Source organism: Rhodococcus sp. ACS1 (genome assembly GCF_002300155.1).
Classification (GTDB): domain Bacteria; phylum Actinomycetota; class Actinomycetes; order Mycobacteriales; family Mycobacteriaceae; genus Rhodococcus_F; species Rhodococcus_F koreensis.
The window spans coordinates 313119-338275 of sequence record NZ_NSDZ01000010.1 but is presented as its reverse complement, the minus strand read 5'-3'; the positions used below and the strand labels follow the sequence as shown (position 1 = coordinate 338275).

General features: G+C 69.4%; 26 protein-coding genes. 5 read left to right on the top strand and 21 right to left on the bottom strand.

Annotated elements, in window-relative coordinates; genetic code table 11:
* The first annotated feature begins 13 nt into the window (after positions 1-13).
* The gene (locus CJ179_RS39865) at positions 14-1969 is read left to right on the top strand and encodes a glycoside hydrolase family 15 protein (RefSeq protein WP_095865177.1); all 1956 of its coding nucleotides are present in this window, start codon (positions 14-16) and stop codon (positions 1967-1969) included.
* On the opposite strand, the gene CJ179_RS51825 is transcribed toward CJ179_RS39865, so the two are convergent.
* The 4 genes from CJ179_RS51825 to lepA all read right to left on the bottom strand — a co-directional run bounded on the left by CJ179_RS51825 (position 1970) and on the right by lepA (position 5439).
* Positions 1970-2191 (bottom strand): hypothetical protein, encoded by a 222-nt coding sequence (locus CJ179_RS51825; protein WP_179377858.1) that lies wholly within the window; start codon positions 2189-2191, stop codon positions 1970-1972.
* On the bottom strand, positions 2179-2352 hold the full coding sequence (locus tag CJ179_RS51820; RefSeq protein ID WP_179377857.1) for a hypothetical protein: 174 nt from the start codon (positions 2350-2352) through the stop codon (positions 2179-2181). The genes CJ179_RS51825 and CJ179_RS51820 overlap by 13 nt, the downstream gene beginning before the upstream one ends.
* Before the next feature lie 205 nt (positions 2353-2557).
* Positions 2558-3496 carry a nitronate monooxygenase family protein gene (locus CJ179_RS39855; protein ID WP_072946600.1) on the bottom strand — a complete coding sequence of 313 codons (939 nt, stop codon included), beginning with the start codon at positions 3494-3496 and terminating at the stop codon, positions 2558-2560.
* A gap of 50 nt (positions 3497-3546) precedes the next feature.
* Positions 3547-5439: a translation elongation factor 4 gene (lepA, locus tag CJ179_RS39850; protein ID WP_095865176.1), complete on the bottom strand. Its 1893-nt coding sequence runs from the start codon at positions 5437-5439 to the stop codon at positions 3547-3549.
* A 65-nt stretch (positions 5440-5504) separates the two neighbouring features.
* Here lepA and CJ179_RS39845 point away from each other — a divergent pair, with 65 nt between their 5' ends.
* Complete coding sequence (locus tag CJ179_RS39845; RefSeq protein WP_072946598.1) at positions 5505-6068, top strand: type II toxin-antitoxin system PemK/MazF family toxin; 564 nt, start codon at positions 5505-5507, stop codon at positions 6066-6068.
* 5 nt (positions 6069-6073) lie between these two features.
* Here the strand turns inward: CJ179_RS39845 and CJ179_RS39840 are convergent, their stop codons facing one another.
* The 5 genes from CJ179_RS39840 to CJ179_RS39820 all read right to left on the bottom strand — a co-directional run bounded on the left by CJ179_RS39840 (position 6074) and on the right by CJ179_RS39820 (position 11243).
* A complete protein-coding gene (locus CJ179_RS39840; RefSeq protein ID WP_095865315.1) occupies positions 6074-6895 on the bottom strand; it encodes an SGNH/GDSL hydrolase family protein in 822 nt (273 codons plus the stop codon).
* A gap of 71 nt (positions 6896-6966) precedes the next feature.
* The gene (locus CJ179_RS39835; RefSeq protein WP_072946597.1) at positions 6967-7740 is read right to left on the bottom strand and encodes an aquaporin; all 774 of its coding nucleotides are present in this window, start codon (positions 7738-7740) and stop codon (positions 6967-6969) included.
* A gap of 64 nt (positions 7741-7804) precedes the next feature.
* Complete coding sequence (locus CJ179_RS39830; RefSeq protein WP_095865175.1) at positions 7805-8635, bottom strand: transglutaminase family protein; 831 nt, start codon at positions 8633-8635, stop codon at positions 7805-7807.
* A gap of 8 nt (positions 8636-8643) precedes the next feature.
* Positions 8644-9615 carry an alpha-E domain-containing protein gene (locus CJ179_RS39825; protein WP_072946595.1) on the bottom strand — a complete coding sequence of 324 codons (972 nt, stop codon included), beginning with the start codon at positions 9613-9615 and terminating at the stop codon, positions 8644-8646.
* On the bottom strand, positions 9615-11243 hold the full coding sequence (locus CJ179_RS39820) for a circularly permuted type 2 ATP-grasp protein (protein ID WP_095865174.1): 1629 nt from the start codon (positions 11241-11243) through the stop codon (positions 9615-9617). The genes CJ179_RS39825 and CJ179_RS39820 overlap by 1 nt, the downstream gene beginning before the upstream one ends.
* A 305-nt stretch (positions 11244-11548) precedes the next feature.
* Between CJ179_RS39820 and rpsT the strand changes: the two genes are divergently transcribed.
* A complete protein-coding gene (gene rpsT / locus CJ179_RS39810) occupies positions 11549-11809 on the top strand; it encodes a 30S ribosomal protein S20 (RefSeq protein ID WP_012688238.1) in 261 nt (86 codons plus the stop codon).
* Between the two features lie 79 nt (positions 11810-11888).
* Here the strand turns inward: rpsT and holA are convergent, their stop codons facing one another.
* Positions 11889-12866: a DNA polymerase III subunit delta gene (gene holA, locus CJ179_RS39805; protein ID WP_095865173.1), complete on the bottom strand. Its 978-nt coding sequence runs from the start codon at positions 12864-12866 to the stop codon at positions 11889-11891.
* A gap of 116 nt (positions 12867-12982) precedes the next feature.
* On the opposite strand from holA, the gene CJ179_RS39800 reads away from it, so the two are divergent.
* Positions 12983-13732 (top strand): hypothetical protein, encoded by a 750-nt coding sequence (locus tag CJ179_RS39800; RefSeq protein WP_072946591.1) that lies wholly within the window; start codon positions 12983-12985, stop codon positions 13730-13732.
* Here the strand turns inward: CJ179_RS39800 and CJ179_RS39795 are convergent.
* Together CJ179_RS39795 and CJ179_RS39790 are read right to left on the bottom strand one after the other, a co-directional pair.
* Entirely contained in the window at positions 13725-14834 is a 1110-nt protein-coding gene (locus CJ179_RS39795) for a glutamate--cysteine ligase (RefSeq protein ID WP_072946590.1), read from the bottom strand. The two genes, CJ179_RS39800 and CJ179_RS39795, sit on opposite strands and share 8 nt — an antisense overlap.
* Positions 14835-14882: 48 nt before the next feature.
* Entirely contained in the window at positions 14883-16433 is a 1551-nt protein-coding gene (locus CJ179_RS39790) for a carboxylesterase/lipase family protein (protein ID WP_095865172.1), read from the bottom strand.
* A 133-nt stretch (positions 16434-16566) separates the two neighbouring features.
* On the opposite strand from CJ179_RS39790, the gene CJ179_RS39785 reads away from it, so the two are divergent.
* On the top strand, positions 16567-17295 hold the full coding sequence (locus tag CJ179_RS39785; RefSeq protein WP_072946588.1) for an ANTAR domain-containing protein: 729 nt from the start codon (positions 16567-16569) through the stop codon (positions 17293-17295).
* Between the two features lie 6 nt (positions 17296-17301).
* Here CJ179_RS39785 and CJ179_RS39780 read toward each other — a convergent pair whose 3' ends face one another.
* From CJ179_RS39780 to CJ179_RS39740, 9 genes are all read right to left on the bottom strand, one after another.
* A complete protein-coding gene (locus tag CJ179_RS39780) occupies positions 17302-17556 on the bottom strand; it encodes a hypothetical protein (protein WP_095865171.1) in 255 nt (84 codons plus the stop codon).
* A 156-nt stretch (positions 17557-17712) separates the two neighbouring features.
* Positions 17713-19269 (bottom strand): ComEC/Rec2 family competence protein, encoded by a 1557-nt coding sequence (locus CJ179_RS39775; protein ID WP_095865170.1) that lies wholly within the window; start codon positions 19267-19269, stop codon positions 17713-17715.
* Entirely contained in the window at positions 19269-20135 is an 867-nt protein-coding gene (locus CJ179_RS39770; RefSeq protein ID WP_072946585.1) for a ComEA family DNA-binding protein, read from the bottom strand. The genes CJ179_RS39775 and CJ179_RS39770 overlap by 1 nt, the downstream gene beginning before the upstream one ends.
* Positions 20136-20204: 69 nt before the next feature.
* The gene (locus tag CJ179_RS39765) at positions 20205-21071 is read right to left on the bottom strand and encodes a DegV family protein (RefSeq protein WP_095865169.1); all 867 of its coding nucleotides are present in this window, start codon (positions 21069-21071) and stop codon (positions 20205-20207) included.
* A 4-nt stretch (positions 21072-21075) separates the two neighbouring features.
* Positions 21076-21873: a diglucosylglycerate octanoyltransferase gene (gene octT, locus CJ179_RS39760; protein ID WP_072946583.1), complete on the bottom strand. Its 798-nt coding sequence runs from the start codon at positions 21871-21873 to the stop codon at positions 21076-21078.
* Positions 21860-22519 (bottom strand): histidine phosphatase family protein, encoded by a 660-nt coding sequence (locus CJ179_RS39755; protein WP_072946582.1) that lies wholly within the window; start codon positions 22517-22519, stop codon positions 21860-21862. The genes octT and CJ179_RS39755 overlap by 14 nt, the downstream gene beginning before the upstream one ends.
* Positions 22516-22938: a ribosome silencing factor gene (rsfS, locus tag CJ179_RS39750; RefSeq protein ID WP_072946581.1), complete on the bottom strand. Its 423-nt coding sequence runs from the start codon at positions 22936-22938 to the stop codon at positions 22516-22518. Before rsfS ends, CJ179_RS39755 begins: the two co-directional genes overlap by 4 nt.
* 34 nt (positions 22939-22972) lie before the next feature.
* Positions 22973-23668: a nicotinate-nucleotide adenylyltransferase gene (nadD, locus tag CJ179_RS39745; protein ID WP_072946580.1), complete on the bottom strand. Its 696-nt coding sequence runs from the start codon at positions 23666-23668 to the stop codon at positions 22973-22975.
* A 19-nt stretch (positions 23669-23687) separates the two neighbouring features.
* Positions 23688-25148 (bottom strand): VWA domain-containing protein, encoded by a 1461-nt coding sequence (locus CJ179_RS39740; protein ID WP_095865168.1) that lies wholly within the window; start codon positions 25146-25148, stop codon positions 23688-23690.
* Positions 25149-25157 lie beyond the last annotated feature (9 nt).

The following is a 25157-nucleotide window of genomic DNA, read 5'->3' as shown; positions in this document are numbered from 1 at the left end:
CGATGATGATCACATGGTGTCCAGCGACGCGCACTCCCACGGCCGGCTGCATGCGGCCCCGCACCATCACCACCATTCGTTCCCGCCGATCGACGACTACGCGTTCCTGTCGGACTGCGAGTCCACCTGCCTGATCGCCCGCAACGGCTCGGTCGAGTGGATGTGCATTCCCCGGCCCGACTCCCCCAGCGTCTTCGGCGCCGTCCTCGACCGCAGCGCGGGCCACTTCCGCATCGGGCCGTACGGGCAGAACGTACCCGCCGCCCGCCGCTATCTGCCGGGGGGACTGATCGTCGAGACGACGTGGCAGACCGAGACGGGCTGGCTCATCGTGCGCGACGCCCTCGTGCTCGGCCCGTGGCACAACGTCGAGCAGCGCTCGCGCTCGCACCGCCGCACCCCCACCGACTGGGACGCCGAACACATCCTGCTGCGGACGGTGAAATGCGTCAACGGGACCGTCGAACTGGAGATGAGCTGCGAGCCCGCGTTCGACTACCACCGCGGCGCGGCGCACTGGGAGTACACGGGCAAGGTCTACGAAGAGGCCACCGCCACGTGTAAGTCGAGCCGCCCGGGCGACCACCCGACGTTGCGGCTGACGACGAACATGAAGATCGGACTCGAAGGGCGGGAGGCCCGGGCCCGGACCCGGATGGTCGAGGGCGACAACGTGTTCGTCGCCCTGTCGTGGGCTCACATGCCCGCACCGCAGACATTTGACGAGGCGGCCGACAAGATGTGGCAGACGGCGAAGTGCTGGCGCGAGTGGATCACCATCGGCCGCTTTCCCGACCACAAGTGGCGGGGCTACCTGCAGCGCAGCGCTCTCGCACTGAAGGGGTTGACGTACGCCCCCACCGGCGCCCTGCTCGCGGCGTCGACCACATCGCTCCCGGAAACCCCGGGCGGCGAACGGAACTGGGACTACCGCTACGCATGGGTGCGGGATTCGACGTTCGCGCTGTGGGGCCTGTACAGCCTCGGACTCGACCGCGAGGCCAACGACTTCTTCTCGTTCATCTACGACGTGTCGAGCGCCGAGGACGGCAACCATCATCCGCTGCAGGTGATGTACGGCGTGGGCGGGGAGCAGACGCTGGAGGAGTCGGAATTGCACCACCTCTCCGGTTACGACGGTGCGCGACCGGTGCGGATCGGAAACGGCGCCTACGACCAGGTCCAGCACGACATCTGGGGAACGATCCTCGATTCGGTGTACCTGCACGTGAAATCCCGTGAGAGGGTCCCGGAAACCCTGTGGCCGATGCTCAAACGCCAGGTCGAGGAGGCGGTCAAGCATTGGCGTCTCCCCGACCGCGGGATCTGGGAGGTCCGCGGCGAGCCCCAGCACTTCACGTCGTCGAAGATCATGTGCTGGGTGGCCCTCGACCGTGGCGCGAAGCTAGCCGATCAGCAGGGTGAGACGAGTTATGCGCAGCAATGGTCCGAGCTGGCCGACGAGATCAAGGACGACATCCTCGAGCACGGCGTCGATGCGCGCGGCGTCCTGACGCAGCGGTACGGCAGCGACAGCCTCGACGCGTCGCTGCTGCTCGCACCGCTGCTCCGGTTCCTGCCCGCGGACGATCCGCGTATCCGCGCGACCGTGCTCGCCATCGCGGACGAGCTGACCGAGGGCGGGCTGGTGCTCCGCTATCGGGTGGAGACCACGGACGACGGACTGAGCGGCAAGGAGGGCACGTTCACGATCTGCTCGTTCTGGCTCGTGTCGGCGCTCGTAGAGATCGGTGAACTGGACCGCGCGAAACGCCTGTGCGATCGGCTGCTCGGATTCGCGAGCCCCCTCAAGCTGTACGCGGAGGAGATCGACCCCGACTCGGGGCGGCACCTCGGCAACTTCCCGCAGGCGTTCACCCATCTGGCGCTGATCAACGCGGTGGTCCACGTCATTCGCGCGGAGGAGGCCGCGGCGGGCGGATTTCAGCCCGCCCACAACACGGTCTGATCAGGCGCCGACCGCCTCCAGTTGCAGTGTGATCCGGCCGAGCGAGTACTGCAGGGAAAGACTGGACGGGGTGTTGAAACCGACCACCGTCGCATAATCCTCGACGGCGAGACCACCCTGCTGCACGGACGGCAACCGGTCGAACCCGAGCAGCGCCATCAGGTCGTCGCGGGTGCCGCCGTTGGGCAGCATCACGACGAGATCCGCGTTCAGGGCGTCCACCCGCTCGGGGCTGAGGGTGAGACGGCCCCCGGTCGCCCCGCCTCGTCCACGAGCCCCTGTGGCAGCGTCAGCCCCAACCTGCGGAACACCGCACTCGCGCCGTCGTCGGGGTCGGCGACGACCACGAGTTGCCCGGTGGCGAACATGAATTGGGACAGCACCGCCGTTTTGCCCGCCAGCGCGGGCAGCCGGTCGGCGAGGCCGTCGACGCTGCCGTTGGCGGTCGCGATGATCTCCGCATCTGGGTCAGGCTTCCGCGGTCGAGTTCCACCGCCGAGCCGTCGACCCCGGATTCCCAGGGGTACAACCCGCGCTCGCCACCCATCGGTCCTGCCGCCGCATACTCGGCGGCTCGGGCCCGACGGGTTACTCCGCGTAACGGTGCAGCAACCGCTCCGCGTCGGCCGCGATCTGCCGCACCACGGCCCCTGCCGGCCGCTCCGCCGTGACGAGACCCGCCGCTTCCCCGGCGTACACGACACCGAGGTCCGGGTTCGCGGGATCGTAGGCGGCGGCGAGTTCGGCGTCGGGCGCCTCCGCGCCGTGCCAGCGTGACGTGAAGTCGTTGCTCAGGGCCCGCCCACCCCACCGGGCCGGCCACGGCTGGCTGCGGGCCTGGTCGAACACCGACGTGTACACGGTGTCGGCGCTGCCCGCCGCGATCAGCTTGCCGCGGGCGTACTCCGGCCCGATCGTCTCGGGGCTGGCCAGCAGCGCGGTTCCGATCATCGCGCCCTCCGCGCCCGACGCAAGCACGGCCGCGAGACCACGGCCGGTCGCGATACCGCCTGCGGCGAGCACCGGCAGCGTCGTGGCCTCCAGGACCTCCTGCAGCAGCGGCAGCGTCCCGATCCTGCCGGTGTGGCCGCCCGCCTCGCCGCCCTGGGCGATCACGAAGTCGACGCCCGCCGCCTCCACGACCCGCAGGTCGTCGATCGTGTTCACCTGGGACGCCACCAGTGCCCCGGTGGCGTGGATCCGCTCCACGTACGGGGCGGGGTCACCGAACGACAGCGACACGACCCGCGGGTTCTCCGCCAGAGCGGCGCCGAGGAGAGCGTCGTCGTCGTCGAGCGCCCAGGTCATCAACCCGATTCCGAACGCGTCGCCGCCGATGCCCCGCGCGACCGCCGTCTCCTTCGCGACCCACTCAGGGGTTGCGTAGCGGGCCGCGCCGAGCAGGCCGAGCCCGCCCGCCTTCGACACCTCGCCGACGAGGGTCCCGCCGGCCCGTCCGCCCATCGGGGCGCCGAAGATCGGCACCTCGATTCCCAGTGTCCGGGTCAGCCAGGTTTCGAGGGCCACGTGCCGCACCTACTTTCGATCAGACGTCGACGGACAACAGGATCGGGCGTCTACTTCTTCGGCTTGTCCCCGACGGACTCGGACGACAACGCCGCCACGAAGGCCTCCTGCGGAACCTCGACCCGGCCGATGGTCTTCATCCGCTTCTTGCCTTCCTTCTGCTTCTCGAGCAGCTTGCGCTTACGGCTGATGTCGCCGCCGTAGCACTTGGCGAGCACGTCCTTGCGGATCGCGCGGATGTTCTCACGCGAAATGATCTTCGAGCCGATCGCCGCCTGGATCGGCACCTCGAACTGCTGGCGCGGAATCAGCTCACGCAGCTTCGACGTCATCCGCCCGCCGTACGCGCCGGCCGCGGAGCGGTGCACGATCGACGAGAACGCGTCGACGGCCTCACCCTGCAGCAGGATGTCCACCTTCACCAGATCGGCCTGCTGCTCGCCCGACTCCTCGTAGTCGAGGCTGGCGTACCCCTTGGTCCGCGACTTCAGGGCGTCGAAGAAGTCGAACATGATCTCGCCCATGGGCATCTCGTAGCGCAACTCGACACGGGTCTCGGACAGGTAGTCCATGCCGCCGAGTTCACCGCGCCGGTTCTGGCAGAGCTCCATGATCGCGCCGATGAACTCGCTCGGGGCGATGACGGTGCACTTCACCATCGGCTCGTAGACCTCGCGGATCTTGCCCTCCGGCCAGTACGACGGGTTGGTGACGACGTGCTCGGCGCCGTCCTCCATCACCACCCGGTACACCACGTTCGGCGAGGTCGAGATCAGCTCGAGCCCGAACTCGCGCTCGAGGCGGTCGCGGGTGATCTCCATGTGCAGCAGTCCGAGGAATCCGCAGCGGAACCCGAACCCGAGCGCCACCGACGTCTCCGGCTCGTACGCCAGGGCGGCGTCGTTGAGACGCAACTTGTCCAGGGCGTCGCGCAGCACCGGGTAGTCCGAGCCGTCGAGCGGGTAGAGGCCGGAGTAGACCATCGGTTTAGGGTCGCGGTATCCCACGAGGGGTTCCGTCGCACCGCCGCGCGCGGCGGTGACCGTGTCGCCGACACGCGACTGCCGGACGTCCTTCACACCGGTGATGAGGTAACCCACCTCGCCGACGCCGAGGCCGATGCTCGCCTTCGGTTCGGGCGAGATGATGCCGACCTCGATCAGATCGTGAGTGGTGCCCGTCGACATCATGGTGATCTTCTCGCGCGGCGAGATCCGGCCGTCGACGACACGGACGTACGTGACGACTCCGCGGTACGCGTCGTACACCGAGTCGAAGATCATGGCGCGCGCCGGACCGTCGGGGTCGCCGACGGGAGCGGGGACCTGCTTCACGACCTCGTCGAGCAGTTCCTTCACGCCCATGCCCGTCTTGCCGGACACGCGCAGCACGTCACCCGGTTCGCATCCGGTGATGTGCGCGATCTCCTCGGCGTACCGGTCGGGGTCGGCGGCAGGTAGGTCGATCTTGTTGAGCACCGGGATGATGGTGAGGTCCTTCTCCATCGCCAGGTACAGGTTGGCGAGAGTCTGCGCCTCGATGCCCTGCGCGGCATCCACCAGCAGGACCGCACCCTCGCACGCCTCGAGTGCGCGGGAGACCTCGTAGGTGAAGTCCACGTGACCCGGAGTGTCGATGAGGTGGATGACGTACTCGTCGTCGCCCACCTTCCACGGGAGCCGGACGTTCTGCGCCTTGATCGTGATGCCCCGCTCACGCTCGATGTCCATGCGGTCGAGGTACTGGGCACGCATCTGCCGCTCCTCGACCACACCGGTGAGCTGGAGCATGCGGTCGGCCAGCGTCGACTTGCCGTGATCGATGTGCGCGATGATGCAGAAATTCCGGATCCGGGCAGGATCCGTGAACGTCTTGTCGGCGAAGCTGCTGATGGGGGACCCCTTACCTGGACCGGCACCGGCCCGGTTCCGGGCCACTGTCACCTGTCAGGATATCCAAGCCACCGCGTTGCGGCTGCTGCGGCATACACGCACTAAGCTCGGCGGCCATGGCGAGCACGTGGAGCAGCATCGGGAAGACGTTGGGCCGACTTGCACGGGACAAGGGACCGCAGCTTCTGGCGCAGCTGCAGAAGTCCGGCGCGCTGGACCGCGCGGCCGGTGTCCTGACCGGGTCGACGGCCGCCGCGCCGAAGCCGGCGCCGGGCCGTCCGGTCACCGCCGACTCCGCCCCGACCGCCCACCGGGCACGGAAGGTGGAGTACTCCCCCGACCTGGACGGTCGCGCGGATCCGGGCGAGATCGTCTGGACGTGGGTGGCGTACGAGGAGGACGCGAGTCAGGGCAAGGACCGGCCCGTGCTCGTCGTCGGGCGGGACGGCGACACCCTGCTGGGGTTGATGCTGTCCTCGCAGAGCAAGCACGACGGCGACCGGGACTGGATCGCGGTCGGCTCGGGGTCGTGGGACGCGGAGGGCCGTCCGAGCTGGATCCGGCTGGACCGGGTGCTGGACGTGCCGGAGGCGGGGATCCGCCGCGAGGGCGCCGTCATGGACCGGGCCAAGTTCGAGATCGTCGCGCAGCGTCTGCGTGTGGACTTCAGCTGGCAGTGACGCGGTCACCGACCCAGGTCTTCGGCGACCATCTCGGCGATCGCGGTCATCGCGAGTGCGTTGGGATGTGCCGGTTCGGCGGGTGACTGCGGCGCGAGGCCCTCGAACCACCGCTGCCCCGTCGGCGCGCACGCGTCGTGCCCGCCGTCCACGGCGGCCTTCGCGATGTCGATGTAGTGCACTCCGTACCGGGCGGCGGCGTCGACGTAGATCTGGTTGAACCGTTCGAAGTACCGGTTGAGCCAGACCGCGTCCGCGTCGGACACGGGCAGGTTCGGCCAGCAGCCGTGTCGGCCGACGGAACCGCCGTGCCCGATCAGGTAGACCTCGGCGTGCGGTGCCTTCGCCACGATCGCGGCCACCACGGCATCGACCTGCGGCGCCATCTTCGCGATCCCCTCGACCGTGAGCTGCTCCGCCCGCGGGTCGTCGCGGCAGTCGGCGTCGGCGCCGGGAACGAGGGCGCCGCAGCGCACCGACACGGGCAGGTGGTTGGATCCGCCGCCCCCGATGCTGAGCGTCACGACGTCGGTGTCCGCCCGCAGCGCATCGATCTGCGGCGGGGCGAAGCGCGTCCCCACGAATTGCGCGGTGCTGATCACGTGGGCGGGCGTGGCGGCGGAGCACGTGACGTCGGTGAGAGTGGCGGCGCCGATCAGCCGCGCCAGCTTCGCCGGGTAGTTCAGGTCCGGCGATCGCAGGCACAGGTCGCGGTGCTCCGAGAATTCGATGAGCGGTCCGGACGCGCGGGAGTCACCGAGGGCGACATACGACGGTCCCGGCCGTAGCGCGTCCTCGGCGGTCGCGGTCGCGGGGACCGTTCCGATGAGCGCGACGACCGCGCACGTGAGAATTCCGGCCCGCAGGCCCCGGGCACCCGGCCCGGGTCGGTCGGAGCTCAGCTCTGCAATCGGTCGTACCGGCCGAACAGCGAACGGTAGACCAGCGCGCCCACCGCGCCGCCGATCAACGGGAACACGATGAACAACCACACCTGCGCGAGCGCGCCGTTCTGGTAGGGCGCCACAGCGAGGCTGCGAGCCGGGTTGACGGACGTGTTGTCGATCGGGATCGACACGAGGTGGATCACGGCGAGTGTGAATCCGATCGACACGCCCGCGAGGGGGACGTCGGAGATCTGGTCGGTGGACGCGAGGACCACGAACACGAGCAGCGCGGTGAGGAGGATTTCGACGATCATCGCGGCGCCGATGCCGTAACCGTTCTCGATGACCCCGCCGAGCGGTCCCTTGATGGCGGACGGGCTGTGCGCGCCCCAGCCGTTGGCGCCGAGACCGTCGTCCGCCCTGTTGTACGACGGCAGGCTCTGCGCGATCGTGTAAACCACCACACCGGCGACGAGACCACCGATGACTTGGGCGACAACGTACAGCCCCGCCTTCGCGACGGACAACCGGCCGAGCGCGAGGTGCCCCACGGTGACGGCAGGGTTGACGTGGCAGCCCGAGATGGGCCCGATGGCGTAGACGAGGAAGAGCAGGGTCAGTCCGAATGCCAGTGCCACACCGAGGTTCCCGACCTTGGCCCCGGCGAAGACCGCCGTACCCACCGCCGCGAAGACCAGTAGGAAAGTACCGACCGCCTCAGCTACGTATTTCTTGAGATCCGAGATCGGTTCGACTTCTACGTATTCCTGTGCGGTTGGAGACATTGAACCCACCTTCGTCGAAATGGATCGTTAGTCCTGCTTTCCACAGATAGATCTGGGTGGCACTTTACGCCAGGCGTGTGATCTCCACGACGACTTCGAGATCTGTTGCCCGGCCACCGGAGAAGATGCCCTTGAGCGGCGGAACGTCCGCGTAGTCCCGTCCGACGCCCACCGACACGTGCTGTTCATTCACCGCTACGGCGTTGGTCGGGTCGTATCCCCACCACGCCCCGGTCCATGCCTCCACCCATGCGTGACTCTCCCCCGCCACCGTCTCGTCGACCGCCGCATCGGGTTTCGGGTGCAGATAGCCGGACACGTAGCGACTCGGAATTCCCATGCTGCGCAACAGAACCAGAGTCAGGTGCGCGTAGTCCTGGCACACGCCCTGCCGTTCGGCCCAGGCGTCGACCGCGGAGGTGTGGACGCCCGTCGTCCCCGGGACGTAATCCATCTCCCGGTGCACCCAGTCCGCCGCCGCGACGACGGCTTCGTCGGGGGTCCGCCCCTTGCGCAGGTCCCGCGCGATGGTGTCGAGCTTGCGGCTGCGCGGCACGAATGTGGTGTTGCTCAGCTGCTCGTTGAACCGGTCGGTGAGCGGCGGGCTCGCCAGTTCGTCCCAGTCCGCCTTCTCCTCCGGCTCCCAGAACGGTTCGGTCTCGACGACGGACAGTCCGGTGACCTCGAGTTCCTTGTGCGGCGCATGCAGATCGAACGCGGTGACGGCGGTGCCCCAGTAGTCGGTGTAGCGGTACGACCGCGTCGCCGGCGTCGTCTCCACCCGGTTCAGGATCACCGTCTGCCTGCTGTCACCGCGCGGGGTGAGCCGCGCCTCGTTGTACGAGGACGTAACCGGTGCGTCGTAGGCATACCCGGTGGTGTGCACGACTCTCATTCGCCAGCTCACAGCTCTCCCTCCACGACGGATTCGCCGCCGACGGCCCGTGCATCGGTCCACGCCACCCACGGCGCGGCGTGAAAATATTGCAGCGCGATGGCTTCTCCCAGCTCGCGGCAGGTTTCCTGCAATCCCGCGAGCCGATCCTGGAGATCCTCGAGGAGCACGCCGGGCGGCAGGAACTCGAGTTCGCTCCGCGCCCTGCCGAGGAGGCGCTGCGCCTCGGCCCGGGGCCCGACGCGACTGTCCGGCTGGTGGTCGAGTTCGGCGAGGCACAGCTCCGCCTGCCGGATGGCGTGGAACACCGACCGCGGGAACAGCCGGTCCAGCAGGATGAACTCGACCACCCGGTTGGCGTCCAGCGCGCCGCGGTACGTGCGCAGGTAGGTGTCGTGAGCCCCCGCGGAGCGCAGCACCGTCACCCACGCGGGCGAGGACGGGCGGTCACCGGCACGGGACAGCAGCATCCGCGCGAGCATGTCGACGCGTTCGATCGAGCGGCCGAGCAGCAGGAAGCGGTACCCGTCGTCGCGGCTCATCGTCGAGTCGGCCAGACCCGCGAACATCGCCGCGCGTTCCTCCACGTACCGGAAGAACTCGTGCGGGCCGAGACGCTTGGACGCCCGCTCCCGTTCGGCGAGGCCGTTGTACGTGGTGTTGAGGCACTCCCACATCTCGCTGGACGTGACCTCGCGGGCGCCGCGCGCGTTCTCGCGGGCGCTCGCGAGGGAGTCGATGATCGAGCCCACCTGGTTGCGGCTGAACGCCACCAGTTCGGTCACCGACCGGACGTCGAGTTCGGTGTCGGGTGCCTCGATGCCGAGCACCCGCAGCAGCAACCGGGACGTGCGGTCCGGGTCCACCGACGCGTCGTCGAGCAGTTGGTGCACGGCGACGTCGAGAATGCGGGCCATGTCGTCGGCCCGCTCGACGTACCGGCCGATCCAGTACAGCGATTCCGCGTTTCTCGCCAGCATCAGCGATCACCTCCCGGGCCCTGTTGCTGTTGCTGTTGCTGTTGCTGTTGCTGCAGCTGCGTGGTGCTGAGTTCGGGTCCCTGCTCGGCCTCGGCCGATTGCGCCGGTTCGGCCACGATCTCCTCACCTGCGAGTTCGCGCTCCTCGTCGGAGCTCCTGCTCGCGAGCACCCACGTGTCCTTGCTGCCGCCGCCCTGGCTGGAGTTCACGACGAGGGATCCCTCGGGCAGGGCCACGCGGGTGAGCCCGCCCGGCAGCACCCACACGTCGTCGCCGTCGTTGACCGCGAAGGGCCGCAGGTCCACGTGCCGGGGAACCAGTTCGTCCCCGATCTTGGTCGGCACCGTGGACAGCTGGACGACGGGCTGGGCGATCCACCCGCGCGGGTCCGCCTTGATCTTCCGTGTAATCGTGTTCAGCTCCTTCGGTGACGCGTCGGGGCCGAAGACGATGCCGTAGCCGCCGGACCCCTCCACCGGTTTGATCACCAGTTCGTCGACCCGGTCCAGCACCTCCTCGCATTCCTCGTCGAGCCAGCAGCGGAACGTGTCGACGTTCGCGAGCAGCGGCTTCTCCCCGAGGTAGTAGTCGATGATCTGCGGCACGTAGGTGTAGACGAGTTTGTCGTCGCCGACGCCGTTCCCGACGGCACTCGAGATCACGACGTTGCCCGCGCGGGCCGCGTTCAGCACACCGGCCACCCCGAGCACCGAGTCCGGCCGGAAGTGCATCGGGTCGAGGTAGTCGTCGTCGATGCGGCGATAGATGACGTCGACCTGGCGTTCACCCTCGGTCGTGCGCATGTAGACCATGTTGTCGCGGCAGAAGAGGTCGCGGCCCTCGACGAGTTCGACACCCATCTGGCGCGCGAGCAGCGAATGCTCGAAGTACGCCGAGTTCGCGACACCCGGTGTCAGGACGACGACGGTCGGGTCGGCCTCGTTGAGGGCGGCGGACGCCCGCAGCGCCCGCAGCAGGTGCGAGGCGTAGTCCCCGACGGACCGCACGCGGTGCGACATGAACAGGTCGGGGAACACGCGCGCCATCGTGCGGCGGTTCTCCATGACGTAGGACACTCCCGACGGCGAACGCAGGTTGTCCTCGAGGACGCGGAACACCCCGTTCTCGTCGCGGACGAGGTCGATTCCGGCGACGTGGATCCGCACCCCGTTCGGCGGGACGATCCCCGAGGCCTCCCGGTGGAAGTGCTCGCAGGAGGTGACCAACCGTTTCGGCAGCACGTGGTCACGCAGGATGCGCTGTTCCCCGTACACGTCGTCGAGGAACATCTCGAGCGCCTGCACCCGCTGCTTGATGCCCTTCTCGAGCCGCGTCCACTCCGCTGCCGCGATGACGCGGGGCACCAGGTCGAGGGGGAAGGGCCGTTCCTGACCGGACAGCGAGAACGTCACGCCCTGGTCGATGAACGCCCTGCCCAGCGCGTCGGATCGGGCGGCGAGGTCGGCCCGGTCCGCGGGCTCGAGCGCCTTGAACACGCCCTTGTAGGGCGGACGTACGGTGCCGTCGCGGTCGAACATCTCGTCGAACGCCAGCCCGTAGCGGCCGATGTCGGTGTACCCGTCGAAGACGTGGGCGGGTTCCGCGGGCTTGCGCGGCCGGGCGGTCACCCGCGTCCGCGGCGGGGTTCCCGCAGCCTTCGCACCCGCCTGTGTGCTGCCCCCCGATTTTCGGCCGGGGGCTTTCGAGGTTGCCGACGACTTCGTTATTGTTGACGACTTCGATGCTGGGGGCGTCATCCCAGACATGCTGCTACATGTACCCCCGTTCAGCAGCACAGCCGCAGGATTTGTCGGCGCGTCCGGCGCCGGTTTGAGATCGGACACCGATCACTGGTAATCTCGCCTGTCGGTGCATATGTGTGCGCCCAGAGCTTTCTCGACCGTAACCAGCTTAAGACGACAGGATTTTACGCGTGGCCAACATCAAGTCCCAGGTGAAGCGGATCCGTACCAACGAGGCGGCCCGACTCCGTAACCAGTCGGTGAAGTCCTCGCTGCGCACGGCGATCCGCTCGTTCCGCGAGGCTGCGGCGGCCGGTGACAAGGACAAGGCCAACGAGCTCCTCGTCGCCACCAGCCGCAAGCTCGACAAGGCAGCCAGCAAGGGCGTCATTCACGCCAACCAGGCTGCCAACAAGAAGTCTGCTCTTGCGCAGGCTGTCAACAAGATCTGACGGTTCTTCCGTCGTAGGCTCTCCAACAGCCGCTCGGTCCTCGGACCGAGCGGCTGTTGTCGTGTCTGCGTTGTCGTCGTCAGATCTGGCGTAGCCGGGAGACGCGTCCCACGGCACTCTCGACGGCGTAGTCCGCGTCGGCCGCCGCGCCCTTGACGTCGGCGTTCAGGGCGGCGACGATGCGCAGCGCCTCCCCGACCGACGTCGGTGTCCATCCCTTCGCGAGGGCCTGCGCCTTCTTGATCTTCCAGGGCGGCATACCCAGTTCCGACGCCATCCGGAACGGGTCGCCCCGCCCGGCCGGAGCGACCCGGGCGATCGAGTGCACCGCGTCTGCCAGTGCGTCCGCGAGCAGCACATGGGGCACGCCCCGCAGCATCGCCCAGCGCAGCGCCTCGATCGCGCCCGCGGTGTCGCCGGCGACGGCCTTGTCGGCGACGTCGAATCCGCTCACCTCGGCCTTGCCCGAGTAGTACCGCTGCACGGCGGCGACATCGATCTTTCCGCCGGTGTCCGCCGTGAGCTGCGAGCACGCGGCGGCCAGTTCGCGCAGATTCGAGCCGACTCCCTCGAACACGCTCTGCACCACGTCCGGCGACACCCGGACCCCGAGGGTGCGGAACTCGCCGCGGATGAACCCGATGAGTTCGCCGGACTTCAGTTTCGCGCACGGGTGCACCACGGCCCCGAGCTTCTCCAGTGCCCCGGTCATCGCTTTCGCACGCCCACCGCCCGAGTGCAGGATCACCAGGACGACGCCCGGAGGCGGGTCGCCCGCAGCGTCGAGGACCAGCGCCACCGCGTCCTTGCCCGCCTCTGCGGCGGCCTCGAGAACCACCACGCGGTCTTCGGCGAACAGGGACGGGCTGAGCAGTTCGGCGAGTTCGGCCGCCCCGGCGTCGCCCGCCCGCAGCCGGTTGACGGGGAGCTCGGCGCCGGCGGCCACGTTGGCGCTCGCGCGGACCTGGCTGACGACCTGCGCCACCGCGCGGTCGACGAGGAACTCCTCGTCGCCGAGGACCAGATGGAGCTGTTCGAGCTGAGTTGGAGTGCTCACGCGAAGATCGTGCCACGTGGGGCGGACACGTTCGCCGACACCCCGGAACCGGGCCGAGCACGGCGAACACCGGCGATCACCACGCAACGACGGCGTCGGCGGTGGACACTCGTGATATGACCGCGGAATCCGAGGTGGACGGCGTCACGCGCGAGGGCTTCGCGCACACGATCGACCTCGACGACGACCGCGCGGCAGGGCAACGGTACGAACTGAGTTTCCGGTACACCTGCCGCGACGGGCTGCTTCTGCGGTGGTCGGTGCAACTGGTGGCCCGCTGCTCGGTCTCCGGGCACGCCGAGGCCGTGTTCGCCGGTGGTCGATCCGCCCTCGAGCCGGTACTCGGAGTGGGCACCGCGAACGGCGCCGACGACGACTTCGACGCCGCGTGCGGCGTGTACGAGCACCAGTGGCGGTCGCTGCTCGACCCGGCGGGCGGCAGCCCGCGAGGCGAGGACGAGAGGCGTCACCTGTCCGACGCGCTCGCCCTGTACGGACGCACGTGGCGCAACGTCTCCGGCCGTGCGGTCGCCGACCGGCTCGCGTCGTTCGCGAATGTCACCGTGCTCGCACTGGGCACCGATCCGGCATTCCAGGTGATGCGCCGCACCGCCGCCCACTATCCCGAACCGGTCGTCCTCGCCGTGTATCACCCCGAGGGGCAGCGCATCGACCTCAGTCTCGCCGACACCGCGACGGTGGAGGCGCTGATCGACGATCCCGGTCCGCTGCGCACCGGACCGGATTCCAGCGCGGGCACCCTGCTCGCGGGGCCCGGATCCACCGGGCTGCTGCACCCCGGCTACCTCGGCTCCACCACCGCAGCCGGTCTCACCGAGCTGACTCCGCCACCACCGCTCAGCTGACCACTTCGCGGGTCAGCAGGTCGACCACCGCCGCGAGGGTGCCGACGCGCCCGAACTCGGCACGCTGTCGCTCGGCGCCGGTGCCGTCCCGCAGCACGGTGTCGAGTCCCGATTCGAGGAAGGCCCGGTCGCTCGCGCCCAGCCCCGGGGCCACACACTCGTTCAGCAATTCCAGGTGCCGGCGGATCGGCAGGGAAAGATCGGTCGCCGGGCTGGTGCATTCCCCGTCGAGTCCGTCCCGGGCCGCACGCCACAACTGCGCCCGCAGCAACTCGACGCGCAACCACGGCACGGCGACGCCGTCCCTGATCGAGCGCAGCGCCCACCCGACGAGGCCCTTCACCACCACCGCGTAGAGCGCCGCGTGCGCCGCGGTCATGGCGACGTCCGCGATCCGGACCTCGATGGTCGGCTGTCTGTCGGAGAGCCGGACGTGCCAGTAGATCATTCCCCGGTCCATGGCGGCACCGGTCCCGATCATGGCGCCGACCGAAGACTCGTACTCGTCCGCGGAATCGAAGTGCGGCGGCGGTCCCGCCGACGGCCACCGCGACCACATGATGTGCCGCCAGCTGTGATAGCCGGTGTCGTGCCCGCTGTGGAACGGCGAGTTCGCGGCGAGAGCGAGCAGGACCGGAAGCCAGCTGCGCACCTGGTTGCTCACCAGCACACCCACGTCGCGGCTCGGGATCCCCACGTGCACGTGACAGCCGCACGTGGTCACCGTGTCCACGATCGACCCGAAGTGGCGGGCCATCTCCTCGTACCGCGGGCTCGGGGTGATCGCCGGGGGCAGCCCCTCGGCGATCAGGGAGGTACCACTGGGCACCAGCAACAGGTCGCGGCCCGCGGCCGCCTTCGCCAGCCGGCGTCGGAGGCTCCGCAACTCCTCGTGCAGTTCCTCCCCGGTATGGCACACGCCCGTCGCCGTCTCGATCTGGCACCGGGCCAGCTCGCGCTGGAGCCCGTGAATGTCGTGGCCGGCCTCCGCGACCACGTCGGGTCCGGAGGAGGAGAGGTGACCGGACTTGTCGGCGAGGAAGAACTCCTCCTCCACGCCCACACTGAGGTCGCGATCCGATTCCGTTGCTGCAGGACTCATTCAGCAGGTATCCCCGACTTCCGCGGAGACGAAACCGGGCGCCGCCGGTCAGGTGAACCCGATGACTTCCTCACCCCACGCCCGGCGCAGTTCCCGGTCCGGATCGTCGACGACCGCGTCGGATCGGCCGATCAGCAGGGTCGTGCGGTCCGCCTCGTCGTACCGCGGCCAGCCGATGTCCGCTCGGGTTCCGTCCGGGGTGCCCTCGGTGGCGAAGGACAGCCACCGGCGCTGGATCCGCTCCGACACGTGACCGGCGGTCCGGTGCCCACCGAGCTTGAACGTGGGGTCGTGCGGGACCACGCCGAAGTTGCCGAAGACGTAGGGCACCTCGGTGCCGTGGGTGGCGCCGATCCGTGCGGCGCGCAGGAACGGCGTGGCGTAGTCGAACCGGTACAGCCAGGTGGGCGCGACACGGCTGTGCGCCTCCGCGATCCACAGCGTCGGCATCCGGAACGCGGCGTCCCGCGAGATCTCCATGGCCGAGCGTTTCTTCGGGTAGTCGGGATACGCGGCGGCCACCTCCTGCTCCTCGTCGGCGGGGAGGTCGGGGTGGTCGGCGGCGATCGCCACGAACATCTGGTGGACGGCGTCCGGGGTGATCGGCATCAGGGGCGATTTCATCAGCCGGAACATCGAGGCCTCGTCCTTGTTCGTCCCGATCAGCAGCGGAATCCGATGCGCGAGGCCTTTGCGGAACGCCGCGACCGGATAGTGCGGGACCACGTCCCCGTCGACGGTCGGGGCCACGGCCAGCGTGCCGGGAACGCGCGCGGGCACCTGCTGGACGAGTTCGACGCACGCCTTCGTCAGTACGTCGACGGGCAGGTCGCGCAGACGGCCCGCGTCGGCGGGCGCGATGTCGAGCAGTTCGAGGAACGACTCGGCGATGCTCTCGGCCCGCGCACTGCCGTACACGGACGTCGCCGGCGAACTCTCGGCGATCGCGCGATGGAACAGCCCCTCCGCCTGCGGCGACGTCATCAGCGTGGTGACCGAGCCGCCACCGGCGGACTCCCCGAACAGGGTGACGTCGCCCGGGTCGCCGCCGAACGCCGCGATGTTGTCGCGGACCCACATCAGGGCCGCGATCTGATCGCGCAGGCCGAGGTTCGTGTCGAACGGGTGCTCCTCGGTCGAGAACGCGGAGAAGTCCAGGAACCCCAGCGCACCGAGCCGGTAGTTGAACGTCACCACCACGACGTCGCCGCGTTCGACCAGCCGAGCCGGATCGAACATGCGCTGACCGGACGAACCGAGGTAGTACGCCCCGCCGTGGATCCACACCATCACCGGCCGTGGTCGCCCGGCATCCGCCGCCGGCGCGAAGACGTTCAGGGTGAGGCAGTCCTCGTCGATGGTCAGTCCGGGATCGATGGGCAGCGGCCCGTGCTCGTTCTGCGGCGCGATCGGACCGAACCGGGAACAGTCGCGCACCCCGTCGAAAGATTCGGGCGCGCGCGGCGCGCGGAGCCGCCACTCACCGATCGGCGGCGCAGCGTAGGGAATGCCCTTCCACGACAGAACGCCGCCCTCGTGGACGCCTCGCAGCAGGCCCTGGTCGACGGCCACGAGCGGGTTCTCGGTGTGCGAAACCATGACGTCATCTTGGCCCGGGCCGCCCGCTCCCGGAGTCCGTTCGCGAATTCCTCCGGCTCGGAGCGGCGCCGACCGCCCACTCTGGCAGACTGAATCAGTGAGCCGGGCACATGCCCGCACGCTGGAGGAACCGATGCGAGACACCGTGCCCGATACGACACGCTCGCAGGCTGTCGGCAAGTCTGCGGTGACGTTCGCGACCCTCGCCGATCTCCTCTACGCGGGCCAGGATTTCGGGCAGGTCCACCACGCCATCTGCGACGCCGCACCGCTACTCGTCGAGGGCTGTCAGCACGCGAGCCTGATGCTCCGGCAGGGGTCCCGCTACGTGACGGTCGCGGCCAGCGACGACATCGCCGCCCGCGTCGACGAGCTCGAGCGCGTCGAGAACGAGGGGCCGTGCGTCGACGCCATCGTCAGCGACACCCCCCAATTCGAAACGGACCTGTCCACGTCGTCGCAATGGCCGCGGCTCTCGCGGCGGGTGCTGGCCGAAACGCCGGTGCGCGGGGCGGCCGGATTCCGTCTCGTCATCCTGGGACGCAAGGTCGGCGCCCTCGATCTGTTCTCCGACACACCGGGGGCCCTGAACACCACCTCGGTCGAGCAGGGCATCATGCTCGCCTCGTTCGCTGCGGTGGCACTGGCGGCGGTGCACGAGCACCTCGAGGCCGAGACGCTGCGAGCCGGCCTCGCGAGCAACCGTGAGATCGGGAAGGCGGTGGGTCTGCTGATGGCGTTCCACAACATTTCCGAGACCCAGGCGATGGAAATTCTCCGTACGACCTCGCAGGACATGAACATCAAACTGGCGACTGTGGCGCAGGAGATCGTGGCGCACCATCACCGGAAGATCACCTGACCGGGGTCAGTCCGACTCCGGCGAATCTGGGTTACCCGCGATGCCGAGCATGGACAGCAGCATGCGGCAGTCTTCGGCGTCGAGTGACTGAGCAGCGACGACCCGCTGCGCTCTCCACACCTGTCCGGCGTCGAGTTCGTCGTCCGCGTCGAGATCCGTCCGCTCCGATTCCGACATCTCGCCCTCCAACGCGGGTGTGTTCCAAGACCGTTCGCCCTCGACATCTGCCACCGGATGGTAGTCGGTGTTCGGGGGTCTCATACCCACATCGGGAATCGAATTCGAAACGATACAGAAATCGCCCCACCCCCGGAATTTCAGCGTGCCGCCGGCCACCCTCCGCGCCCACTCCCCACAGGAGCAATGCGGTACAAACCATTGCAGCACAACTGGATTCACGTTTCCATTCGGGCGCATTCACACGAGGCGACCCATCCACGGCGGCCAGATCGGCGCCCACAGCACCAGCACCCCGACCACGATTCCCGTGAGCACCAGCCGGGTTCCCCGGCTGCGCAGCGCCGCGCCGATCGCCAGTACGGCACCGAGGACGAGGACCGCACCGGCGGGCCCCGAGGGCACCGGAACGGAGGCCCCGGGGATCCGCGCGCCCCGCTCGGCCACGGTCACCAGCCACCACAGCGGCCACTGAGTCAGGCGCACCACCACTTCCGCGACGGGCACACTGACGCCCGCGATCAGCGCGGTGATCGCGCCCGTCACGGTGATCACGCCGATCACGGGGGCCACCAGGATGTTCGCGCAGATCGACACCAGACTCACGGTGCCTGCCATCGCGGCCACGATCGGCGCGGTCACGGCGAAGGCGGCGGCGGACACCGCCAGCGTCTCCGCCGCCGCCCGCGGCCACCCGCGGCCCACCAGCGCGTCGACCCACACGGGCGCGATCACGATCAGCCCGGCGGTGGCCGTCGCCGACAGAACGAACCCGAAGTTCACCGCCAGTTCCGGCGCCCACACCAGCAGGGCAGTCACGCCCGCCGCCAGCGCGGGCATCGCCTGTTTCCTCCGCCCCGTGACGAGCGCCAGCAGGGCGACCGAGCCCATCGCGGCGGCGCGCAGCACGCTGGGTGACGGTCGCGCGACCACCACGAACGCGATCAGTGCGGCGGCGGCCAGCGCCACGCCGGCCCGCGGACCGAGCCCCACCCCGCGGACCACGAGCAGCACCGCCCCGAGCAGGATGCTGACATTCGCCCCCGACACCGCCGTGAGGTGCGTCAGTCCGGTCGCGGTGAAGTCGTCCTTCACCTCCCGGGGCAGTGCCGAGGTGTCGCCCACCACCAGTCCCGGCAGCAGTCCCGCCTCGCCGGCGGGCAGGACGGCGGCGGCCGCGGCGAACCGGGTTCGCAGGGCGCCGGCCCACCGCTGGTGCGCAGGCGCGGGACCGACCTCCGCCGGTGGTCCGGACACCCGGACCGTCGCCAGGCTCAGGTCCCGGCGCCGCGGCGGGCTCAGCTGCCCGCGCAGCACCACGTCCTGTCCCGGCAGCAGCCCGAGCCAACCGTCCGCCGGGGCGAGGAGGACCACCGCGCCGCCCGCGTGGATCGTCTCGCCTGCCCGGCGGATCTCGACGACGTTCGCGTTCACCAGGACGTGCCGTCCGAAGCCGGCGATCTCCCGGGGGTCGTCGACCGGGGTGACGACGAGCGTGACCCACGTCTCGTTCCGGGCGAGTTCGGTCAGCGGGTGCCGTTCCACTGCCTGAACCCGCCAGGCCACCCCTGCCGCACAGCACGACCCGAAGAGCAGTAGCGCGAGCGTTCCCGCCGTCCATCGCCGCGGTGACCGTAGGGCACAACCGGCGAGGAGGGCGGCCGTCCCCGACAGGGTCGCCAGAAGCATCCACGCCGCACGGGAGCCGCCGAGGATGCCGATCAGCGTTGCCGCCCAGCAGATCCCGGCGAACGGGAGCAGCCGCAGGTCGAGGAGCCGCGGCTCGCTCTCGGGCATCAGAGGGTGACCTGGGCGCGCAGCTTCTCCAGCCGCACCGGCCCGATCCCGTCCACCTCCCCCAGTTGTGAGATGTCGGTGAACCTGCCGTTCGTCGTGCGCCAGGCAACGATCGCCGCCGCCGTGACGGGTCCGACACCGGGAAGCGCGTCGAGTTCCGTCTCCGTCGCGGTGTTGAGGTTCACCAGCCCACCGGCCGCGGGGGTCGCCGTACCCGCGGTTCCCGGCGATCCCGAGGAGGTGCCGCCCACCGCACTCGGCGGCGCCTGGGTGGTCGCGGCACCCACGAGCACCTGATCGCCGTCCGAAAGCCGTTGCGCCAGATTCAATCCGAGGGTGTCACCGCCGGCGCGCACTCCCCCGGCCGCGGCGAGCGCGTCCGCGACCCGGGCGCCCGGTGGCAGCCGGACGAGGCCTGCCGACACCACAAGGCCCACCACGCTGACGACGATCTCCTCCTCCGGTGCGGCTGCAGGCGCCGTTGCGGCGGCGGGAGCCGTCGGTTCCGGCGCCGGACTCAGGGAATGCACTCCCGCGGCGGGCAGCGACGGAACCGCCTGCGTCGCCGGCCGATCGCTGCGCACCGCCAGCACAGTTACCGTGGCGACGACGATTCCCACCACGATCAGCGCGATCGCCCCGGACCGCCCGGGGTCGAATCGTGCGTCCCGCCACCGGTCGGGCAGCGAGAAGCCGACTCGGCGGCGCGCAGCGGACCACGTCTCGTCGCCGTCGAGGCCGGCCTCACCCGGCTCGGCCAGCCACTCCGGCGCCGCCGGAGTGTCGGGCGGCAGCACTTCGCGTTCCCCCGAGGTCAGGAACGCGAGCCGGGTTCGCCCTCTCGAACGTTCTTCCCTGATGCCCATGGACGCGACGCTAGAGTGCGGCGCCCTCAGAATCGCGGCGCCGACCCGGCATTCGAATCGGCCTGTGGATCAGTGCGAAGTTGTGGATGAATCGTGGTTTTCGTCCTGCAATGCGGGTTCCGGGCACAGCACGATGCCGATGGCGCCCGCCCCGACGTGCGCACCGAGAACCGAACTGAAATCGGTGACGACCAGATCGCTGACCTGCGGAATCCGGTCTTTCAGTTGCTGCGCCACCGCTTCGGCGCGCCGCTGGGCGTGCATGTGATGCACAGCGACGGCCGTCCTGTCCAGGCCTGCCTGCTCCACCGCGGCGTCGACCATCCTGGCCATGGCCTTGGTCGAGGTCCGCGTCTTCTCTTTCAGCACCAGCCGGCCGTCCACGAGATGCAGCACCGGCTTCATCGCCAGTGCGGTGCCGAGCAGTGCGGCGGCGGTGCCGATCCGCCCGCCGCGACGCAACTGGTCGAGCCGGTCGACGACGATCAGGCAATGCCCACGGCTCGCGACGTCGACCGCCCGCCGGTATGCCGTCTCGAGGTTCGCGCCGGCCTGCGCGGCCCGCGCCGCCTCGAGCACCGGGTACCCCAATCCCATTCCGGCGGACTGGGAGTCGACGATCCGCACACGGCCGTCGAACTCCTGCGCCGCCTGGCGGCCCGCCTCCCATGTGCCGGACAGCTGCCGCGAGATGTGGACCGCGAGAACGCCTGAGCCCTCACTCAGTTCCAGCGCTTCGGCGTAGGCCTCGGACAGCTCGCTGGGCGAGGCGCCCGACGTGGTGACGCCGGCGAGGTCCTCGGGGACCTCGTCGATTCCCTCCCGGAAGTCCCGGCCGCCACTGAGGACGTGGAGAGGGACCACCCGGATCCCGTACTGCTCGACGTGTTCGGGCAGGATCGATGCCGAAGAATCGGTGACGACGACGACGGGCATCGGACTACTCGGCTCCGCTCGACACCGGGTCGGCCGGAACCGCGCCCTCGGCGGAGTCCGGCACGACAGCCGCCGCGCGGATCGCGGTCAGCATCGCCGCAGCCACCTCGGTGTGTCCGTCCCAGCCCCAGTGGATGCCGTCCGGGTTGCCCTGATTGCTGAAGACGTTGGCGCGCACCGCCTCCGCGAGGTCGACGAGCGGCACGTTCTTCTCCTCCGACCACGTGGTGATGGCGGCGACGGCACCGGGACGTCCCGCGTGGACCTTGCCGTAGGCCTCACTGCGGTGCACGGATGGCAGTGTTCCGATGACGGGCAATTCGGGGCGCATGTACTCGAGCGCCGCCCGTGAGCTCTCCAGGTATTCGACACTCAGCCGCGGCGGCAACGCCACCGGCCACCCCAGCGGGGCGAGGCGGGGCTGGAGCCACTGGTAGCCGCTCCGCACGACGCGCCGCAGCGCGGGCGGGCGGACGTAGCGCAATTGTTCCCGCAACGCCGTCGGGAGCGGGGACGGCAGCGAATCCATGCCGCCGACGGCGAACACCACGGCGCCGGCGCGGGGAACCGCGGACCAGACCCGCGGGTCCTGGGTCAGCGCCCACCACACGTCGCGGCTGGTCCAGCCGATCCGCGCCACCAACTCGACATCCCAGCCGAGTTGACGGGCAACGATATTGGGCCAGATGCCGGGGTGGTCGGACGGGAGCCCGCCCTTGGGTCCGTAATACGACAGCGAATCGGCGAGCACGAGCAGGACGGGGCGTTCCCCGGAACCGGCACCCACCTCAGAGGACGTCACTGGCCACACTCGCGGAAGCGTTCCACACGTCGAGGCGCCAGCTGAGCGAATCGGGGTTCCCGTACGCGCTCAGCTGCACCCAGCTGGTGTTCCCCAGGCCGCCCAGCACCGGCCAGCGGTCGACGGGCAGATCCAGCAGGGCGGCGGTCAGCGCGGCGATCAATCCGCCGTGAGCGACCAGGACCACCGGCTTGTCGGCCCAGTCCTCGTGCTTCTCGACGAGTTCCGCGACCACCGGCTTGCTCCGGCGGGCGACGTCGATGCGGCTCTCACCGCCGGGCGGTGCCCACGTCGCGTCGCCGCGCCATGCGGCGCGGGCGCCGGGTGCGCGCGCGTCGACGTCGAGGTGCGTGAGCCCCTGCCAGTCGCCGAGATGCGTCTCACGGAGGCGTTCGTCGATCTGCACCGGCAGACCGGCGTTGTCGCCGACCTCCACGGCGGTGTCGTAGGCCCGCCGCAGATCGGAGGACACGATGGAGATCGGTCTGCGACCGACGAGCGCGGTGGCGGCGGCGCGGGCCTGCGACCGCCCCAGCTCCGACAGTTCGGTGTCGAGCTGGCCCTGCATGCGGTTGTCGGCGTTGTACTCGGTCTGTCCGTGGCGGAGCAATATCAGTCGCCGCGGGGCACGGGGAGCATCCGTCACAGCTCGGACTCCTCGGTCTCGGGGGCGCCCGCACCGTTCGCATCGGCCGGGCCGTGCTGGCCGATGCCCTCGACCGGCACGGCCGGGCAGTCCTTCCACAGCCGGTCTAGGGCGTAGAAGTTGCGTTCCTCGTTGTGCTGGACGTGGATGACGACGTCCACGAAATCGAGCAGTGCCCAACGGCCTTCGCGGGTGCCCTCGCGCCGCACCGGCTTGTGACCTGCCTCACGCAGCCGATCCTCGATGTTCTCGACGATCGCGTTCACCTGACGCTCGTTGGGGGCGGAGGCGATGACGAAGCAGTCGGTGATGACCAGCTGCTCGGAGACATCGAGCACCACCACATCGGAGGCCAGCTTCTCGTCGGCAGCCACTGCCGCGATGCGTGCCATCTCGATGGCTTCGGTCGTTGCGCTCACGCGATGTTCTCCCAGTTCGTTCGGAAAGTGCTGTCTAACTCTTGGTCTTGTCCGGGGCCGGTTCGGACATCGTCGTCGCGCCGTCGAGGCGCTCGGAGTCCGGTGGCCGGTACAGGTTCCGCTTGGAGATGTACTGGACCACACCGTCCGGCACGAGGTACCACACAGGACGATGGCGACTGGCGCGCCGCCGACATTCCGTCGAGGAGATCGCCAGAGCCGGGATCTCGATCAGCGTGACCGCGTCCTCCGGCAACGCATCCAGGTGCCCGGCCAGATGTTCGGTGTTGAGATCGAATCCCGGACGCGACACCCCGACGAACTTCGCCAGCGAGAACAGTTCCTCCCAGTCCTGCCAGGACAGGATACTCGCCAGGGCGTCCGCACCGGTAATGAAGTACAGCTCGGCGTCCGGGTGGTAGCTGCGCAGATCCCGCAGGGTGTCGACGGTGTACGTCACCTTCTCGCGGTCGACGTCCACCCGGCTGACCGAGAACCGCGGGTTCGACGCGGTGGCGATGACCGTCATCAAGTACCGGTCCTCGGCCGGGCTGACGCCCTTGCCCTGCTTCTGCCACGGCCTGCCGGTGGGTACGAAGACGACCTCGTCGAGGCTGAATCGGTCGGCCACCTCGCTGGCGGCCACCAGGTGACCGTGATGAATGGGGTCGAAGGTGCCGCCCATGACTCCCAGGCGGCGCCGACGCGCGCCCGTTGCTCCCTGTTCCACGAGTGTCGAGCTTACGTGTTCACACCGGCAGCAATCCGGCGACCACCGACGCCAGCTGCTGAGCGGATCGGCATTCGTGCATGCTGATGACCTCGTTGTACACCTTGGCCGCCGAGTCGCCCGATCCCCACTGACCGCGGGGCTCCGGGTTGAGCCAGTGCGCGTGTTTCGCCACCGACACGAGTCCGGCCAGTGCCTCCAGGTTCGGGTCGCGGTAGTTGTTGCGGCCGTCGCCGAGTACCAGCAGGGACGTGCGGGACGTGATGCTCTGGGTGAACCGCTCGGCGAACACCCCGAACGCGTTGCCGTAGTCGGAGTGCCCGTCGTAGCCGACCAGGTCGGCTTCCCGGATCATCCGCGACATGGCGCTGCCGAGGTCGGCCCCCGCGTCGAAGAATCGGGTGACCTCGTCGGTGGTGTCGATGAACGCGAACACCCGCACCCGGGAGAACTGTTCGCGCAGCGCGTGGACGAGCAGCAGGGTGAAGTGGCTGAAGCCGGCCACCGAACCCGACACGTCGCACATCACGACGAGTTCGGGACGCGCCCGCCGGGGTTTGCGCTGGACGAGGTCGATGGGCACGCCGCCGGTGGACATCGACTTGCGCAGGGTCCGGCGCAGGTCGATCGAACCGGCACTCGCCCGGCTGCGCCGCACGGCCAGTCGGCTGGCGAGCAGCCGTGCCAGCGGGGTGACGTTGCGTTTCAGCGCGGTCAGCTCGGCGTCCGAGGCGCGCAGGAAGTCGACTTCCTCGGCCAGCCGGGGGACGCCGTACGACGCCACCCGTTCCTTGCCGAGGTTCTCGGCCGACCGGCGCCGCGTCTCCTTCTCGATCATCTTGCGGAAGTCGGCGATCCGCTGGGCGGCGGTGCGCTTGGCCACCTCGGATTCGTAGCTTTCCGTCGTCCGGGCCCCGGTGTCCTGCTGATTGCCCAGCAGTCCGTCGAGGATCTTCTTCAGCAGGGTTTCCGGTGCGACGTCCCGCAGCGCCTGGTAGGCGGAGAACGACGGGCCGTTCGCCGACTGGTACTGCCCCAGTTCCTCGACCATCTGCGCGGTCAGCAACTCGGTGAGCTCGAGCGCCTCCGGCGACCCGTCGGTGAGGAGGTCGACGATCAGCTCGCGCAGCGCCTCGTAGTCGATGTCACCCTTCGCGTTGCGCGGCAGGCTCGTGTCGATCGCCCCGGCCGCCCGGTTCCCGACCGCCGCCGGGAACCAGAGTTCGAACAACGCGTCGAAAGTGGGCCGATGGGTGGGCCGCCGCAGCAACGCACACGCCAGACCCTCCCGCAGGGATTCGCGGTCCAGCAGGTCGAGGACCGACATCACCTGTCCGGCGTCGACCGTCTCGGACGGTCCGACCGTGATCCCGCGCCGCCGCAGCGCCTCGACGAAGTCGACGAGATGCCCCGGCAGCCCGTGTGGCGCCGCGGGACCGCCCGGCTTCGACGGGGACGCGAGGGGACCACCAGCAGCCATGGGGAGTCC